This is a genomic window from Paratractidigestivibacter sp., from assembly GCF_963660155.1.
Taxonomy (GTDB): domain Bacteria; phylum Actinomycetota; class Coriobacteriia; order Coriobacteriales; family Atopobiaceae; genus Paratractidigestivibacter.
Window position 1 is genome coordinate 49499 of sequence record NZ_CAVKWG010000008.1, and the last position, 17358, is coordinate 66856.

Genomic DNA, 17358 nt, shown 5'->3' on the forward strand with positions numbered 1-17358 from the left:
CCGGGCTCGGTAAACCGGCTTATCCAGACGCCCGTGTCCATAACGTGCAAACGCCTCGATAAAGGCCGGCCCCCAAGCAACGACTGCTAGAATAGGCGCCGTTTTTTTGCAGAGACCGCAACGATCGACCTGGGGGAACGTATGCAGGACTACACCGCCGACAAGGACCTCGCGAACATCAAGCTCTTGGCCGTCGACATGGACCTCACGTTGCTGGCCGACGACGGCTCACAGCCCGAGGGCATGGAGAACCGCATCGCGGCCTTGGCCGAGGCCGGCGTCGTCTTCTGCCCGGCGAGTGGCAGGCCCGTCCCCACGCTCGAGCTCCCGTTCCCCGGGTCGGCGGGCACCATGGCCTTCTGCGGCGACAACGGCGGCAACGTCGTGTACCAGGGCAAGATCATTTATCGCGACCGCCTCGAGCCCGAGCTCTGGCGCAAGGTCGCCGCGCGCGCCGTCGCGGCCGGGGACAACGTGCCCGTGCTCTGCTGCTACGACCACGCCGTCTGTCTCGAGCGCGACCGCGCGCATTTCGAGGGCATCTTCAAGTACTACAAGGACATCCGCTGGGTCGCGTCGTACGACGACGTTGACGACGACGCCAACAAGATTAGCCTGCTCTTCCCCGCCTACGACGCCGAGCCCGCGTTCGCGTCCATCTACCAGCCCGAGTTCGGCGAGAAGCTCTACGTAACAAACGCCGGCCGCGAGTGGGTCGATTTCATGAACCTCAACGTCTCCAAGGGCGACGGCGTGGCGCATCTCTGCGACCATTTGGGCATCGACATCGCCGACGCGGCGGCCGTGGGCGACACCTACAACGACATCCCCATGCTCGAGCGCGTCGGTCACAGCTTCATCGTGGCCAACGCCGAGCCCCACATGGAGGCCCACGCGCGTTACCGCGTCCCCTCCAACAACGACCGCGGCGTCGCCGTCCTCATCGACGCCTTACTCGCCGCCAAACAGCACTGAGAAACCCCGTCGCCTGACTAGCGCACCTATTTGGTACTGCTTTTCCGTCTTCCGAGTACCGTCGGCGTGCGCATCGGGCACCGCCGCCGAGCTTGCCGGCTGGTCGCGCCGCCAAGAAAACGGCTTCGCTTGGTCCGAGCGGGGCCGCTGCGCCAAGAAAACGCGGCGAGTTGGTGCGCGTAGGGCTGAGGCGCAAAGAAAACGCCCCCACTTGGTCGGATTGGGACCAAGTGGGGGCGTTTTTTTGGCAAAACGGACCAAGTGGAGCCGTTTTCTTGGCAAGCGGACCGCAAGCGGACCAAGTGGAGCCGTTTTCTTGGCAAAGGGACCGAAAGCGGACCAAGTGAGGCCGTTTTCTTTGCGGACCCGCACCCGCGCCCGCCGTCAGTGGCTGGCCCGCGCCGCTACAGCACGTGGACGTCGTCGGCGCTGAACTGGACGAAGGCCTCGTCGCCGACCTCGTAGATCTTGTGGTTCTTGGGGTTGAAGTCGGTGATCTTGACCAGCGTGTCGCCAACCATGACCTGGTAGTTCTGGTAGTTGCCCATAAAGCGCGACAGCGCCACCTTGCAGGGCATGACGCCCTCGTCGGCAAGCGTCGCGGACTCGGGACGAAGCACCAGCACGCAGTCATCGCCCTGCTTGAGGTGACCGACGCTGCCCACCTCCACATCATGCCCCTCGATGCTGGCCACGCCCGTCTCGCCGTCCTTCTCGGCAAGCTTGCCGCGCAGGAAGTTGGACTCGCCGATGAAGTCGGCCACAAACTCGTCGACCGGGTGGTAATAGACGGTGTGGGGGTCGCCCACCTGGTCCACCACGCCCTTCTTCATGATGATGATGTTGTCGGACAGGGCCATGGCCTCGGACTGGTCGTGCGTGACGTAGATGGCCGTGATGCCAGCCTGCTGCTGGATGCGGCGAATCTCGTTGCGCATGTCGACGCGCAGCTTGGCGTCAAGGTTGGAGAGGGGCTCGTCAAACAGAAGGACGCCGGGCTCCAGGACCAGGGCGCGGGCAAGCGCCACGCGCTGCTGCTGGCCGCCCGAAAGCTGGTTGGTCATGCGGTCCTCCATGCCCTCCAGACCAACCATGCCCAGGATGTCGTGGACCTTCTGGGCGATCTGCTCCTTGGGGAGCTTGCGCAGCTTCAGGCCGTAGGCAACGTTGTCAAAGATGTTGTAGTGCGGCAGCAGGGCGTAGCTCTGGAAGACCATGGCGGTGTCGCGCTTGTTGGGCGTGAGCTCGTTGATGGGCTCACCGCCCAGGTAGATCTCGCCCTCGTTGGGGGACTCAAAGCCGGCGATCATGCGCAAGATGGTGGTCTTGCCGCAGCCGGACGGACCCAGAAGCGTCACGAACTCGCCGGGCTGGATGTCAATGTTGGCATCGTGGACGGCGTAGAAGTCCTTGCCCGTCTTGGGGTCCTGATAGATCTTGGAGACGTGCTCAAGGCGCACGCCCTTCTTTTCCTTGGCCATTGCTAGTCCTCCTCAGACGCGGCGAGCTTCTTGCTGGTACCAAAGTGCTTGATGGCGAAGTTCATGATGAGAACCGCGCCGTAGGTGATGGCAATGAGGATCGTGGCGAAGGCGCACGCAATGCCATAGTTGCCCTTCTCGGCAAACTCGTTGATCTGCACGGTGATGAGCAAAAACTGCGGAGTCACCAGCAGGATGATCGCGGAGATTGCGGTGATGGAGCGCACGAACGCCGTGACAAGGCCGCTGAAGAACGAGTCCTTGATAAGCGGCAGCGTGACCGTGCGGAAGACGGTGAAGCTGTCGGCGCCCATGTCGTAGGCCGACTCCTCGATGGACTTGTCGATCTGGCGCAGCGCCGAGATGCCCGAGCGGGTGCCCGTGGGGAGCGACCGAACGATGAAGACGATGATCAGGATGGCCGCGGAGCCATAGAGGCCCTGCAGGATACCCGAGTGGAACAGGCCGCCGGAGAAGCCGCGGATGTAGCCCACGCCAAGGACGGTGCCCGGCACGGCCATGGCCAGCATCGAGACGGCCTCGATGAAGCCCTTGGACTTGAAGTTACGCTTGACCACCAGATAGGAGATGATCATCGAGAGCACGGCCGTGATGGGCGCCGAGATAAGCGACAGCACAAACGAGTCGCGGAAGGCCTGGAGGCCGTGGTACTTGGTGAAGACCTGCTCGAACCACTTGGTCGTAAGCGAGAAGTCGTAGCCCCAGGTCTTGAACAGGGCACCAAACGGCACGCAGATGTACATGACCACCACGAAGATGGCGATGGCACTGCAGAGCACCGTGAGGGGCACGCGAACGGAAGCGTCCGTGATCAGCATGCGCGCACGGCTGGCCTTGCCGGAAAGGGTGGCGGTGGACTTGGCCTCAAGCACATACTTTTGCACCACGAACATCACGAGCGTGATGCACAGCAGCACCACTGCCATCGCGGCGGCGCCCTGCTTGTCATAGGCACCCGTGATCTGCAGGTAGATGGTGGTTGCCAGCGTGTCGTAGGAGCCACCGATGATCATCGGGTTGGCAAAGTCGGCAATGGACTCGATGAACGTGACGAGAAACGCGTTGCCAAGGCCCGGTAGGATCAGCGGCAGCGTGACGCTGGTGAAGACCTTGAAGCGAGAGGCGCCCATGTCGCGGGCAGCCTCCTCAAGCGACGGGTCGATGTTTTTCAGCAGGCCCTTGAGCATCATGTAGCAGACCGGGAAGAACGTCAGCGTCTGGACCACAAAGATGCCCCAGAAGCCGTAGACGTTGGTGTCGTAGATCTGCAGCAGGTAGCGGGTGATGATGCCCGACTTGCCGAACAGCATGATGATCGAAAGCGAAAGCACGAACGGCGGCGAGACCACCGGAAGCATCGAGACGACCTTGAAAAGGCCGCTCATGAAGTGGGTCTTAAGCTTTACGTAGACCTCGACGTAGGCAAACAGCAAGCCCACGACGGCCGACACGATGCTCACGAGAAAACCGACGGCAAGCGTGTTGGTGATGGCCGTGGTAAACGAGCCCATGGCCAGCACGCGGGAGAAGACCTCCAGGCTGGGGCCACTGTCCGTGATAAAGGAGTCAACCAGAAGGATTGCCAGCGGGTACAGGATGAATAGGGTCAGAAAGGCGATGAGCACCACGATGGTGGTCACCATGATGGGGTCGCCCATCAGCTTCTTTCTGTCGAGAGCAGCGCCTTGGTCCTTTGCCATACGCCAACTCCTCTCTTGCGTTGCGAACCAGCCCACATGTCGCTCTACACAGGGTGCCGGGCGGGCCATTCGAGCCCGCCCGGCACGCTATTGCCCGATCAAAGTGCCCGACAAGGAGTCAGGCGAGAAGATCTGCCGAGGGACTACTCGGTCTTGAAGCGGTCGTCGCCGCCGTTGAGGGCGGTCATGACCTCCTCGACGTAGGTCTTGATGTTGTTCTTGGCGTCCTCGAAGTCATAGTCCATGACGTTGTCCGGGTCGAGACCGAACTCGGTGGCAATCGCGGGCTGCTCGGCGTTGTCGATGACCAGGAACTGGTAGGAGCCGTTCTTGGCGGCAAGCTCGACGCACTCCGGGGACAGGGCGTACTCGATCCAGAGCTTGGCGGCGTTCTCGTGCTTGCAGCCCTTGAAGATGGCGGTGGCGCCGACCTCGCAGGAGGTGCCGGAGCTGGGGACGACGAGGGCGATGTTCTCGTAGCCGTTGTCCACGATCTGGTAGATGCCGTCGTGCAGGAAGCCGAGGCCGATGGTGCACTCGCCGGTGCCGATGTTCTTGGAGGGGCCGGAGCCGGACTTGGTGTAGACGGCGACGTTCTTGTCGAGGTCGACGAGCCACTTGATGCCCTCATCGTGGCCGTACTTCTGGATGGCCGTGTTGATGATGAGCTTGGCGGTGCCGGCGGTGTTGTAGTTGGAGGACCAGATCAGGCCCTTGTACTTCTCGTCGGTGAGGTCCTTGAAGTCGGCCGGGGCATCGAGGTTCAGGCGGGAGAGCTCGTCCTTGTTGTACATAATGCCCAGAAGGCCGGTGTAGATGCCGTACCAGTAGCCGTCGGCGTCCTTGTACTTGTCCTTGGTGATGTGGGAGGCGTTGGTGGCGGCGTAGGCCTCGAGCAGGCCCTCGGAGGCAGCGACGTTGTAGGGGTCGGTGGTGCCGCCAAACCAGACGTCGCCGGAGGGGTTGCCGTTCTCCTCCTCGATCTTGGCCTGAACCTCGCCGGTGGAGAGGCGCTGGTACTGGACGTCGATGCCGTAGAGCTCCTTGAAGTGGTCGCAGGCGGCGGCGAGGTAGTCCTCCTCGCAGGAGCCATAGACGACGAGGGTGCCCTCGTCCTGGGCGGCCTTGATCAGCTCCTCGGAGGCGCCGACCTTGTCGGAGGTGGCGGTGGAGCCACCGTCGGTCTTCTCGGTGCTGGAGCTGCCGCCGGAGCAGCCGCCAAGGCAGAGGCCGGCGGCCGCTGCGCCGGCGATCTCGACGAAGTTCCTACGAGTGAGGTTGCTCATTTGTTTCTCCCCTTCTTGATTCGGGGCGGCTCTCCCCGAAAGATCCTCCTCGCGGCAAAGGCCGCGAGTTCCTTGGAGCACCTTATACCGCGCTTATGCCCAGCTTAAAAAGCTATAACGGACGAACGGTAGGCATTACAGGCCGCCAACTGCTGTTTTATGGCGCATGAGGTCGACGAACGGTTGGCAGGCGGGCACCGTGCTCTTCAGCGTATAAAGTCGAGGCGACGCGGCGATCGAACCTCGGAGCGCGCGGCCGCTCACAGGGGTATGCTAGCGAGATACGAGCCGCCAGCGAGAGGAAGCCCTATGCCCGCCATCATCTGCCACCACATCTTCGGCGAGGATGCTGCGACGGCGCTGCCCGCCGGCATGCTCGACGGCGAGGAGGAGCTGCTCGCGTTCCTCCTCGGCAACCAGGGGCCCGACCCTCTCTTCGCGCGCTTCCTGACGCTGCCCTCCCTTGCCCGTGCAGACCACAGGCTCGGTCACGAGATGCACGACACCAGCTGTGAGCAGGCGCTTATTGCCTTCCGCTCCGGCGTCTCCCACCTGCCGGCGGCCGACGAGCGCGTCGGGCGCGCCTTCGTGCTGGGGCTTCTTGCCCACTACTGCCTGGACTCCGTCACGCATCCCTTCGTGTTCGCGCAACAGGCGGCGCTCGCGGCCACCGACCCCTCGCTCGCTTGCTCCGCACCCGAGCTCCACGCCGTCATCGAGAGCGACATCGACTCCTGGATCCTCTTCGAGAAGCGCGGCGCCGACGTGCTCGAGCGACCCGCGCACACGAACCTCATGCGCACCGAGCGCATCTGCCGCGTTGCCGGCGCGCTCTTCTCGCAGGTCGCCTACCAGATCTACGGAATGTCGATTAACCCCGAGGAATATGGCCGCTGCGTGGCCGACTACGAGCTGAAGTACCGTCTGCTCGACCCGGCCGGCGCCCCGCGCGCCCGCACGGTCGGCGCTCTCGAGCGCATCGTGCGCGTCCACTCCTTCGCCGAGGCGATGGCGCACCGTGTGGTGAGCTCAAGCGAGTGCCCGGCCGCGAACCTTGAGGGGCGCGCTTGGGCAGACCCCGCCGATGGCCGCAAGAGGCATGAGAGCTTCGCCGATCTCTTCGATGCGGCGCAGGTCAGCTACCCCGTGCTCGCCGAGGCCTTCTCTCGCGGCGCCTTCGGGGTCTCGCTCGACTACAACGGCATGCCGCTCGCGTAAAGACGCAGGCTTGCGCAAGGCGCGCTTTCGCCGAACGAGGTTTGCACGTCGGCGAGGAGTTGGGCTAGCGTTGGGTAAGCTTGCGCACAAACGAACAAAGACGACGTTGAAACCTTTCTTGGTCCAGGCCGCGTTCGCCTGAGCCTTGTGCGCGACGTTCGCACCCGCACCCACCTTAGCCGCATCCAGCAACAGCCAAACGATGTATCGCCTGTACAACCGCTATAACGGCGAGCGCCTCCACACGGCGGATGCCGATGAGAAAGCGAGCCTGGTCAACATCGGCTGGAGCGACGAGAGCAACGGCTGGTACGGCATCGACGCCGCCGGCAACCCCACTGAGGGCGCCTCCGCCGACACGAAACGCGCGGCGGCCGTCGCCGCGACAAAGTCCTTGGTCGGCAAGAGCTACGAGGAATACACCTGCAGCGACGTCTGCCGGTATACCTGTCAGCAGGCCGGCGTGGGCATCCCCGGGTATTCTTGCTCCCAGTACGAGACGATGAGGGACAGCGGGACATGGGTCACGGCAATGAGCCGGCTTAGGCCCGGCGACCTCCTTTTTTATGGGCTGAAGGGCAGCGGCACCCGCGTCTCGCTCTACATCGGCAACGGCCAGGTCGTCCAATCGATCAAGGCGTCCGCCACCGACGACGGGCAGGGCGGCATCACGATCCGCGGCGCCGACTGGTGCCGCAACTTCCTCGGAGGCGGCTCCCCCGTCTAATCTGCGCGGCTAACGAGCATCGGGGACCGCGATATAGGCCGCGGCACTCCTAAAAATGATGATTATGCGCCCTCGGTTTGGGCCACATAACGCAAAACCTCAAATTCGAGGAAGGGCGATTCCTCGATTTGAGGGTTTTGCGTCGTGACACCAAAACCGAGGGCGCATAACCCTCAAAACCAGGGACCGCGCGGGGGCTCGGGCGGGCGCCCGAGCCCCGTCACAGCCAGACGAGGCCCTCATCGTCGCAGGGACCGGGCTCATTCGCGGGCGTCGCGCCCTCCACCCAATCGGCGGAGTCCTCCAGCCACGGGCGCTGGGTCTCGCGCGCATCGCGGAACGGCTGGTCCTGCCCATCCACGACCCACATGAGTTCGACGGACTCGGCGTCGCCGCGCCCTCCCCGACCAGAGAAAATCGGGATGTCTCCCGGCCCGGGCATCTTAGATCCCCAGCTCAGCCGTTACCTCGTCGACACACGCCATGGCATCCGCTATGGCGGAGACGACGAGAGAGGAACCGTTGCGCGCGTCTCCGGCGGCAAAGACCGGGGTCTTGCCCGCCGCGACGCACTTGCGCTTGCCGGCCTCGGCCATAACGGGCAACGGTCGGCCGGTCTCGGCCATCTTGGCGCCCAAAGCACGATAGACGGCGGCCTCGGGGCCGGTGAAGCCGCAAGCAATGAGCACGAGCTGCGCGGGATAGCTGCGCTCGCTCTCCATCTTGCGCTCGGGCTTGCCCGCCGACCAGTCGAGATCGACCACGTCGAGCGCCCGCACGGAGCCGTCGGCGCCGAAAAGCACCTCGAGGGTGTCGATGCTCCACTCTCGCATCTCGCCGCCCATGAGCTCGATGGCCTCGGCCTGGCCGTAGTCGGTCTTCTTCACATTGGGCCACTGCGGCCACTGGTTGGAGGGCGCGGCCACGTCGGGCGCCGCGGGCATGAACTCGAACTGCCGCACGGACTTGGCCCCCTGGCGCACCGCAGTGCCCAGGCAATCGTTGCCCGTATCGCCGCCGCCGATGACGACGACGTCCTTACCCTTGGCGTCAATGGCCGCGGGCCCGTCGCCCAGCACGGACTTTGTGGCCGCGGTGAGGTAGTCAACGGCAAAGACTACGCCGCCGGCGGCGAGCCCCTCGTCGAAGCCCTTGGCCGCAAGGCCGCGGGGCACGCCCGCGCCCACGGCCACGACCACGGCGTCGAACTCGGACAAGATGCCCTCGGCCACGGACGCGTCGCTCGCATCGACCTCGAGCCTGAACTCGATGCCCAGCTCGTGCATGAGCTCGACGCGGCGCTTGACCACTGACTTCTCGAGCTTCATGTTCGGGATGCCGTAGGTAAGAAGGCCGCCCGGGCGGTCGGACTTCTCGAAGATGCTCACGCGGGCGCCGCGGCGGGCGAGCTCCCAGGCGGCCGCGAGGCCAGCCGGCCCCGAGCCGATGACGGCAACGCTCTTGGCCCCCTCGGCCGCGGGCGCAAAGCGACGAGGCCCGCCGTTTGCCCACTCCCAGTCCGAGATGGCGCGCTCGTTGTCGTGGATGGTCTCGGCCTCGTCGTCGCGGCCGAGGTTGCACGCGGCCTCGCAGAGGGCCGGGCACACGCGGCTCGTGAACTCGGGCAACGGCGACGTCAGCGCCAGGCGATCGGACGCCTCGCGCCACTGCCCGCGATAGATCAGGTCGTTCCATTCCGGGATCAGGTTGTGCAGGGGGCAGCCCGACGGGCGGGCCTTCCCGAAGCTCACGCCCGTCTGGCAGAAGGCGACGCCGCACATCATGCAACGGCTGGCCTGCAGCTGCTGGGCCTCCCGGGTCAAGGTGACGTAGAGCTCGTCGTAGTCGCCCACGCGCTCCGAGACGGGACGCAGGTCATGGGCTTTGCGGCCCAAGGTGAGAAACGCTCCTGGCTTGCCCATGGATTACTTCCCCTCTTTCATGGAATCGAATGCGAACTGCAGGGCGTCCTCGTGCGACATGCCGCGCGCCTCTCCCTGCGCGACGTAGTCGAGGACGCGAGCGTAGTCGCGCGGGATGACCTTGACGAAGCTCTTGGCGACCGCCTTGAAGCGGTAGAGCATCTTGATGCCGCGCGGGCTCGAGGTGCGAAGCGCATGCTCCTCCACCAGGCTGTGGATAAGCTCGACCTCGTCCTCGGAGGGCTTCACGAGGTCGACCATGTCGTGGTTGCAGCGCGACTCGAGCGTGCCGTACTCGTCGAAAACGTAGGCCACGCCGCCGCTCATGCCGGCCGCGAAGTTCATGCCGACCTCGCCGAGGATGAGGGCGATGCCGCCCGTCATGTACTCGCAGCCGTGGTTGCCGCAGCCCTCGACCACCACGGTGGCGCCGGAGTTTCTCACGGCAAAGCGCTGGCCGGCGAGGCCGTTCACGAAGCCCTTGCCGCTGGTCGCGCCGTAGAACGCGACGTTGCCGATGACGATGTTCTCGTCGAACTTGTAGGTCGCCTCTTCGTGCGGGCGCACGGAGAGCACGCCGCCCGAGAGGCCCTTGCCGAAGTAGTCGTTGGCGTCGCCCTCGATGTTCAGCGTCACGCCCTTGGGAAGAAACGCGCCGAAGCTCTGGCCGCCGGAGCCGTCGCAGTCGACGGTGATAAAGCCCTCGGGCAGGCCCTCGGGGTGCTGCTTGGTGACCATGGAACCCAGAAGGGTGCCTACGCAGCGGTTGACGTTGGCGATGTCGGCGTGGAAGTGGATGGGCTCCAGGTGCTCGCGGGCGCTCGCCGTGTAGGGCACGAAGAGCGTGGAATCCAGGGTGCGCTCGATCTCGAGGTCGGGGGCCATGGAGGGCAAAAAGTGCCTGCCGTCGGCGCCCGGGATGTTCTTGCCGTACTCGTTGGTGTTCACGGCGAGGAGGTCGGAGAGGTCGATGGTGTTGGCCTTCCAGTTGCCCTCCACCTCGACCTGGCGCAGGCACTCAGCGTGGCCGACCATCTCGTCGATGGTACGGAAACCGAGGGAGGCCATGATCTCGCGGGTCTCGGCGGCAACGAACGTCATGAAGTTGACGACGTGCTCGGGCTTGCCGGCAAAGCGGCCGCGCAGCTTGCAGTTCTGGGTGGCGATGCCCGCCGGGCACGTGTCCTGCTGGCAGTCGCGCTGCATGAGGCAGCCGCAGGCGATGAGCGGCATGGTGGCAAAGCCGAACTCCTCGGCGCCGAGAAGGGCGGCGATGGCCACGTCGCGGCCGCTCATGAGCTTGCCGTCGGTCTCGACGACGACGCGGGAGCGAAGGCCGTTTCGCAGCAGGGTCTGCTGCGTCTCGGCGAGGCCGATCTCAAACGGGATGCCCGCGTGGTAGATGGAGTCGCGAGGCGCCGCGCCCGTGCCGCCGTTGTGGCCCGAGATGGTGATCTTATCGGCGCCGCCCTTGGCCACGCCGGTGGCGATGGTGCCCACGCCGGCAAGGGCGCAGAGCTTCACCGAGATGCGGGCGTCGGGGTTGGCGTTCTTGAGGTCGAAGATGAGCTCCGCCAAGTCCTCGATAGAGTAGATGTCGTGGTGGGGTGGCGGCGAGATGAGGCCCACGCCGGGCGTGGACTGGCGCACCTCGGCGATCCAGGGGTAGACCTTCTTGCCGGGCAGGTGACCGCCCTCGCCGGGCTTCGCGCCCTGTGCCATCTTGATCTGGATCTCGATGGCGCTTCGCAGGTAGCGGGAGGTCACGCCGAAGCGGCCGGAGGCGACCTGCTTGATGGCGCTCCTCTTGGAGTCGCCGTTGGGAAGCGGGGTCTCGCGCGCCGGGTCCTCTCCGCCCTCGCCGGTGTTGGAGCGACCGTGGATGCGGTTCATGGCGATGGCCAGGCACTCGTGCTGCTCGCGGGAGATGGAGCCGTAGGACATGGCGCCCGTGTTGAAGCGGGCCATGATGGACTCGACGGGCTCGACCTCGTCGAGCGGCACGGGCGTGCGGCCGCAAGTATCGAAGTCCATGAGGTCACGCAGGGTGACGGCGCGGCCGGCGCGGTGCGTCCAGGCGGAGTACTCCTTGAACTGGTCGTAGTCGCCCTCGCGGCAGGCGTGCTGCAGCAGGTAGACGGTCTTGGGGTCGATGAGGTGCTCTTCGCCGCCGAGCGGGCGCCACTTGGTGATGCCGAGGGTCGGCAGCTGCTCGGGAGAGGGGGTCTTGGCAAGGGCGAGCGCCGCGTCGTAGCGATCGTTCTGCTCGCGCTGGAGGTCGGCCACGGAAAGGCCGCCGATACGCGTGGCGGTGGAGGTGAAGTACTCGTCCACGAGCGCGTCGTCGAGGCCCAGGATCTCGAAGATCTGGGCGGAGTGGTAGCCCTGCATCGTTGAGATGCCCATCTTAGACATGATGGAGACGATGCCGGCCGTGACGGCGCGGTTGTAGTTGGCCTGGGCCTCTTCGGCGGGCAGGTCGATGGCGCCCTTCTCGCAGAGGTCGGCGATGCACTCGTGGGCCATGTAGGGGTAGATGCCCGAGGCGGAGTAGCCGACGAGGCAGGCGTAGTCGTGGGCGTTCACGGCGTCGCCCGTCTCGACGACGAGGTCGGCGTCCATGCGCAGGCCACAGCGGATGAGGTGGTTGTGAACGCAGCCGAGGGCCAGAAGCGACGGGACGGGGACCTCGCCTGCGCCGGCGCGGTCGGAGATCACGATGATGTTCGCGCCGCCGCGGATGGCGTCGGCCGCGGCCTCGGCCAGGGCATCGAGGGCGCGCTTCAGGGCGCAGGCGTCGTCGTCTCGGCGATAGACGGCGGCAAGGCGCACGGTCTTGAAGCCGACGCGGTCAATGGCGCAGATGCGCTCGAAGGCGTCGCGGGAGAGCATCGGGCCCTCGAGGCACACTAGGCGGCAGTTGTCGCGGCAGTCCTCGAGCAGGTTGCCGTGGTTGCCCAGGTAGAGGACCTGGCTTGTGACCATGCTCTCGCGCAGGGCGTCGATGGGCGGGTTCGTGACCTGGGCAAAGAGCTGGTGGAAGTAGTCGAAGAACGAGCGGGTCTTCTTTGAAAGGCACGCGAGCGGCGAGTCGACGCCCATCGAGGCCAGCGGCACCTTGGCGGCCGTGGCCATCGGGCGGATGGCCTCGTCGACGTCGTCGTAGTGGTAGCCGAGCTTGGCCATGCGGGTCGTGAGGTCAACGCCAGTGTCGGCGGGCGCGGCAAGCTCGCCGGGGGCAGGCTCGCGCAGGTCGGCGATAGCGAGGGTCTCGTCGTCCAGCCAGTCGCGGAAGGGCTTCTGGTTGGCGTACTTGTCGCGGATCTCGTCGTTCCAGATCACGCGGCCCTGGTCGGGGTCGACCTCGAGCATCTCGCCGGGGCCGAGGCAGCCCGCCTGCTGGATGTTCGTGGGGTCGACGTCGATGGTGCCGACCTCGGACGAGAGGATGATGCGGTCGTCGCGCGTGACGTAATAGCGCGCCGGGCGCAAGCCGTTGCGGTCGAGGGCGGCGCCGAGGAGCTTGCCATCGGTGAAGGCGATGGCGGCCGGGCCGTCCCAGGGCTCCATCAGCATGGACTGATAGGCGTCGTAGCTGCGGCGCTTTGCCGAGAGGTTGGGGTTTTTGTCCCAAGGCTCGGGAATCATCATGGTGACGGCACGGTCCAGCGCACGTCCGTTCATGGTGAGGAACTCAAGCACGTTGTCGAGAATTGCGGAGTCCGAGCCCTCCTTGTTGATGACGGGCATGACCTGCTCGAGGTCGGCGCCGAGCACCGGGCTGTAGAGGTGCGGCTCGCGCGCGCGAATCCAGGAGACGTTGCCGCGAAGGGTGTTGATCTCGCCGTTGTGGATGATGTAGCGGTTGGGGTGCGCGCGCTCCCAGCTGGGGGTGGTGTTCGTAGAGTAGCGCGAGTGCACGAGGGCGAGCGAGGTCTCCACCGCGGCGTCGTTCAGGTCGATGAAGAAGCGGCGCATCTGCGTGGCCACGAGCATGCCCTTGTACACGATGGTGCGGCTGGACATGGAGCACACGTAGAAGATCTTGCCTGAAAGGGCGGGGCTCGCGTCGGCCGCGCGCTCGATGGTGCGGCGCGTCACGTAGAGCTTGCGCTCGAAGTCGAGGCCGGCGGGCACGTCCTCGGGACGACGCAGGAAGGCCTGCAGGATGGTAGGCATGCAGGCACGAGCGGAGTCGCCGAGGTCGTGCGGGTCGACGGGCACCTCTCGCCAGAACATCAGGGGCACGCCGCACTTGGCGCAGCCCTCCTCGAAGACGCGCTTGGCGTCGGCCACGCCCTGGGCGTCGTCATGCGGGAAGAAGAGCATGGCCACGCCGTAGTCGCCCTCGCCCGGCAGCAGCTGGCCCTCCTTCTGCGCCTCCTTACGGAAGAAGCGGTGCGGGACCTGGAAGAGCACGCCGGCGCCGTCGCCGGTGTTGCGCTCCAGGCCCTTGCCGCCTCGGTGCTCGAGGTTGACGAGAACCGACAGGGCGTCGTCGAGCGTCTGGTGGCTGCGATGCCCCTTGAGGTGCGCGATGGCGCCGATGCCGCAGGCGTCATGCTCGAACGAGCTGCGGTAAAGGCCCGGCTGGCGGGTCGTTTCCTCACATTGGGTCATAGGGTTTTCCTCTCCTTGTCGGCGCGCGCGGCGGGTGGTGCGCGGGCGCGGCCGGCGGCAATACTCGAATGCTAGGAAAGGAGTTTAGGGACGATTTTTCCGCCCTTCACAAACCGAGACGAAGTGGCCACGGGTCGGTGACGGTTCGGTCGCGCGGCTGTGACCGCTCGGACCCTGACGGGAAACGCCCGAGAAATAACCGCAGGTAAAAGTGGGTACCGTGCGATTGATAACGTTTGGTTTCGCGGAGCCGCGGGCACGAAACAGGGAGCCGCGCCCGCCGCGCATGGGGCAAGAGGCGCGCCCCGAAATCGTGCCATCCAGCAACCGGCGGTTTTGCGGCGCCCCGAAATCGCGTCATCCAGTAACGAGACGGCAAGAGGCGCCCCAAAATCGCGCCATCCAGCAACGGGTCGGCTCCACGCGCCCCGAAATCGCGCCATCCAGCAACGGGCGGTTACTGGATGGCGCGATTTCGGGGCTAGATGGGGGCGACGGTTACTGGATGGCGCAGATTCGGGGCTCGTCGGGGGCGGCGATTACTGGGAGACGCGATTTTGGGGCGCCGCAGTTGTTAGGCATCACGCGAATCGCACGAGGAACCGCGGACGCTGCCCGTGGCACGCAGTGGCGCGCCCCGTTATTGACGGTTGTGGCTATCGTGAGCGCGCGGGCGCCCTGTATTTTGACGGTTGTGGCTAATTTCAACAGCAAGAAGCCCCCTTCTTTACGGTTGTGGCCATGCGCGATAGCCACAATCGAAAAGAAGGGGGCTCAACGCGGCGGTCCTTAGCCACAATCGAAAAGAAGGGGGCTCAACGCGGCGGTCCTTAGCCACAAACGAAAAGAAGGGGGCGCGGAGCGGAGGGCGGGGCCGGGCTTCTCACCGCAGCCCGTGTGATCGAGGCGCGGCTTAGGAGCTGACCGCGCCGGAATCGCCGCCGGGGCCGTTGCCCTGCTCGCCGCCGCCCGGCTGGCCGCCGCCGGGGCCACCGCCGCCGGGGCCACCGCCGTTGCCTTGGTCACCGCCGGGCTGGCCACCGGGCTGGGCGCCGCCCGCCGCACGGGACACGTTCGAGTAGCTCACCGAGTCAGGCGTGATCTCGCTGCTTGAGTCTCCGCAGGTCAAGGTATATGTTTGGCCAGTTTCAATTCCCGGCGCCGAGACGATTATGCACGAATAACCGCAAAGCGCCGACGTCTGCGCGAGCACAGTGCCGTCGGCATCGGCGAGGGTTATCGAGTCGCCCTCGAACCCCTCGGCCGAGACCATGACCGACACCTGGGTCGAGGAGTCGCCGAACCCCTGCGCCATGCCCGAGGACCCGGCGCAGAGCACGACGCCGCCGGTGATGGCCGCCGTGCCGCCGTAGTCGAGCGATCCGTCGCCGTCGGAGGTCGGCCCGAAGACGTAGGTCTCCCCGCCCGTCACCTCAAGGTCGCCGTTCGAGTCGATGCCGTCGCCGGAGGCGCATATGGTGAGCCTGCCGCCGTTGATGGTCACCCTCGCGGTCGAGTCGTAGTCCATGCCGCCGTTGCCGAAGCCGTCTTGGGCAGGCTGTTTATCCCCACCGAACATCAAACCGCCGTCGCCTGCGCCGGGCTGGCCCGCGGCATCCGCCAGCTCGCCGCCCGAGGCTTCCGTTGTGCTCGCATCGCTCGCGTCCGGGTCGCCCGACGCGTTCACGCCGTCGTCGGTCGACACGACGCTCACCTCGCCGGCATTCATGGTGACGGTGGCCCCCTCGAGCCCCTCGTAGGACCCGGTCACGTCGATGACGCCGCCGTCGACCTGCAGCGCCCGCTCGGCATGCAGGCCGTCGTCGTCGGCGGAGACCGAGAGCGTGCCGCCGTCGACCTCCAACCGGTTGCCGGCGTCTATGCCGTCCGATGACGCATCGATGCCGAGCTCGCCGCCGGCGATAACCACGTCGCCCTTATCGGCGTCGTCATCGTCTCCGCAGTGGACGCCGTCGGTGCCGGCGCTAAGCTCCCAGGAGCCGCCGACCACGCAGACGGAGTCCTTTGCCTGCACCGCCGAGCGCGCCGCCTCGACCGAGACTTCGCCCGACACGAGGACGAGCTCGTCTTTGCACACGACGCCGTGCCCCTGGGCGCTCGACACCGTAAGCGCGCCCGACCCGTTGATGGTCAGGTCGGACTTGCACCAAAGGGCGCCGTCGATCGACAGCGTCGCGTCCTGCGCATAGGAGCCCGTCGTCGCAACGCCATTCGAAGTCCCCTCGGCCAACGTGACCCAAACCTTGCCGGCCGACCTAACGAGAAGGGCGGCGGACTCGGCGCAGGTCACATGCGCGTCGCTGAGCACGATCTGGACCTTCTCGTCGCCCGCGTCGACCACGAGCTGTCCCTCTGAGAGGGTGCCCGAGACCACATACGTCCCGGCGGCCGAGATGGTGACCGTCGAGCCGTCGGCCGCAGCACCCGAGCCAAAGACGGAGCAGCCCGCGTCGGAAAGCTGGATCTTCGTCGCCTCGTTTTCCTCCCAGGACGAGTCGAGGTCGCGCTCGCTCACCAGGTCGGCGGCGTTGATGAGGTGATCGATCGTGGGGTCGGTCGCCACGACCTTGGCCGTCGAGGACTGGACCTGCTCCGAGGACGCGGACACCCCCTCCGCCGTCGCGTCCGTATGCGAGCACGCGACGAGCGGCATGGCAAGAAGCGCTGCAGCGAGGCCGGCGGCGCAGGCTCGCGAAGCCGCCGAGGACCTAGAGCTCATTGCCCGCCTCCTCCCCGTAGCTGAGCGACACCTCGAGGTTGCCGTTGCGGCAGCGCAGGGCATCGATGAATTCGCGCTCGGAGGCGCCGGGCGCCATCTCGAGCTCATAGCGAAGCTTGTAGAGACTGCCCATGTTGGCCGTCTTCACGCAGGTCAAACGGCTTGTATTGGCGTACTCGCCGAACACGTCGTCAAAGAGCGCCGTATAGTCGAGGTCCTCGGGCACCGTGATGCGCAGGGTGCGCCTGGAGCTCTCGCCGCGAGGCGCACCAACAAAGGAGAGCGCGAGGTATGCCCCGCCGACGAGCACTGTAGTCAGGCCCGCGACCCCGAGATAACCCATGCCGCAGGCGAGGCCGACGCACATGGCGAGAAACACGAACCCCATGTCGCTCGCACTGCCGGGGACGCTTCGGAAACGCACGAGCGAGAAGGCACCCGCGACCGCGACGCCCGCGCCGACGTTTCCGTTGACGAGGGCGATGACGACGCAGACCATCGCGGGCAGGACGGCGATGGTGCTGGCGAGGCTCCGGCTCGCGCGGCCCCGGGCACAGAAGATGGCCGCGAGGGCAAGACCGAGCACGAGCGCCGTGACCACGCAGGCCGCTAACGTGCCGAGGTCCGGGGCATCGATTTGCAGATTCTCAAAAACACTGGACAACATA

11 protein-coding genes are annotated in these 17358 nt (G+C 65.8%); 3 read left to right on the top strand and 8 right to left on the bottom strand.

Annotated features, from left to right (window positions below; genetic code table 11):
- Nucleotides 1-141 precede the first annotated feature (141 nt).
- A complete protein-coding gene (locus U5709_RS01080) occupies nt 142-975 on the top strand; it encodes an HAD family hydrolase (RefSeq protein WP_321970980.1) in 834 nt (277 codons plus the stop codon).
- 404 nt (nt 976-1379) lie between these two features.
- Here U5709_RS01080 and U5709_RS01085 read toward each other — a convergent pair whose 3' ends face one another.
- From U5709_RS01085 to U5709_RS01095, 3 genes are all read right to left on the bottom strand, one after another.
- Entirely contained in the window at nt 1380-2456 is a 1077-nt protein-coding gene (locus tag U5709_RS01085; RefSeq protein WP_321970979.1) for an ABC transporter ATP-binding protein, read from the bottom strand.
- A gap of 2 nt (nt 2457-2458) precedes the next feature.
- Entirely contained in the window at nt 2459-4177 is a 1719-nt protein-coding gene (locus tag U5709_RS01090) for an iron ABC transporter permease (RefSeq protein WP_321970978.1), read from the bottom strand.
- A gap of 143 nt (nt 4178-4320) precedes the next feature.
- The gene (locus tag U5709_RS01095; RefSeq protein WP_321970977.1) at nt 4321-5463 is read right to left on the bottom strand and encodes an ABC transporter substrate-binding protein; all 1143 of its coding nucleotides are present in this window, start codon (nt 5461-5463) and stop codon (nt 4321-4323) included.
- 309 nt (nt 5464-5772) lie between these two features.
- On the opposite strand from U5709_RS01095, the gene U5709_RS01100 reads away from it, so the two are divergent.
- Complete coding sequence (locus tag U5709_RS01100) at nt 5773-6681, top strand: zinc dependent phospholipase C family protein (protein ID WP_321972565.1); 909 nt, start codon at nt 5773-5775, stop codon at nt 6679-6681.
- A gap of 202 nt (nt 6682-6883) precedes the next feature.
- Nucleotides 6884-7408, top strand: coding sequence for an NlpC/P60 family protein (locus U5709_RS01105; RefSeq protein ID WP_321970975.1), 525 nt, complete (start codon nt 6884-6886; stop codon nt 7406-7408).
- 220 nt (nt 7409-7628) lie between these two features.
- On the opposite strand, the gene U5709_RS01110 is transcribed toward U5709_RS01105, so the two are convergent.
- The 5 genes from U5709_RS01110 to U5709_RS01130 form a co-directional block, all read right to left on the bottom strand.
- Nucleotides 7629-7850, bottom strand: coding sequence for a hypothetical protein (locus tag U5709_RS01110; RefSeq protein WP_321970974.1), 222 nt, complete (start codon nt 7848-7850; stop codon nt 7629-7631).
- A 1-nt stretch (nt 7851) separates the two neighbouring features.
- Nucleotides 7852-9330, bottom strand: a complete 1479-nt coding sequence (locus U5709_RS01115; RefSeq protein ID WP_321972566.1) for a glutamate synthase subunit beta — start codon at nt 9328-9330, stop codon at nt 7852-7854.
- A gap of 3 nt (nt 9331-9333) precedes the next feature.
- Complete coding sequence (gltB, locus tag U5709_RS01120; protein ID WP_321972567.1) at nt 9334-13950, bottom strand: glutamate synthase large subunit; 4617 nt, start codon at nt 13948-13950, stop codon at nt 9334-9336.
- Between the two features lie 913 nt (nt 13951-14863).
- The gene (locus tag U5709_RS01125) at nt 14864-16690 is read right to left on the bottom strand and encodes a carbohydrate-binding domain-containing protein (protein WP_321972568.1); all 1827 of its coding nucleotides are present in this window, start codon (nt 16688-16690) and stop codon (nt 14864-14866) included.
- Complete coding sequence (locus U5709_RS01130) at nt 16680-17357, bottom strand: DUF4956 domain-containing protein (protein ID WP_321972569.1); 678 nt, start codon at nt 17355-17357, stop codon at nt 16680-16682. The genes U5709_RS01125 and U5709_RS01130 overlap by 11 nt, the downstream gene beginning before the upstream one ends.
- Between the last annotated feature and the right edge of the window lies 1 nt (nt 17358).

What these genes read in the sequence shown, in the direction of transcription:
- U5709_RS01080 (WP_321970980.1), top strand. Translation starts at nt 142, where the DNA reads ATGCAGGACTACACCGCCGACAAGGACCTCGCGAACATCAAGCTCTTG.
- U5709_RS01085 (WP_321970979.1), bottom strand. Translation starts at nt 2,456, where the DNA reads ATGGCCAAGGAAAAGAAGGGCGTGCGCCTTGAGCACGTCTCCAAGATC.
- U5709_RS01090 (WP_321970978.1), bottom strand. Translation starts at nt 4,177, where the DNA reads ATGGCAAAGGACCAAGGCGCTGCTCTCGACAGAAAGAAGCTGATGGGC.
- U5709_RS01095 (WP_321970977.1), bottom strand. Translation starts at nt 5,463, where the DNA reads ATGAGCAACCTCACTCGTAGGAACTTCGTCGAGATCGCCGGCGCAGCG.
- U5709_RS01100 (WP_321972565.1), top strand. Translation starts at nt 5,773, where the DNA reads ATGCCCGCCATCATCTGCCACCACATCTTCGGCGAGGATGCTGCGACG.
- U5709_RS01105 (WP_321970975.1), top strand. Translation starts at nt 6,884, where the DNA reads ATGTATCGCCTGTACAACCGCTATAACGGCGAGCGCCTCCACACGGCG.
- U5709_RS01110 (WP_321970974.1), bottom strand. Translation starts at nt 7,850, where the DNA reads ATGCCCGGGCCGGGAGACATCCCGATTTTCTCTGGTCGGGGAGGGCGC.
- U5709_RS01115 (WP_321972566.1), bottom strand. Translation starts at nt 9,330, where the DNA reads ATGGGCAAGCCAGGAGCGTTTCTCACCTTGGGCCGCAAAGCCCATGAC.
- gltB (WP_321972567.1), bottom strand. Translation starts at nt 13,950, where the DNA reads ATGACCCAATGTGAGGAAACGACCCGCCAGCCGGGCCTTTACCGCAGC.
- U5709_RS01125 (WP_321972568.1), bottom strand. Translation starts at nt 16,690, where the DNA reads ATGAGCTCTAGGTCCTCGGCGGCTTCGCGAGCCTGCGCCGCCGGCCTC.
- U5709_RS01130 (WP_321972569.1), bottom strand. Translation starts at nt 17,357, where the DNA reads ATGTTGTCCAGTGTTTTTGAGAATCTGCAAATCGATGCCCCGGACCTC.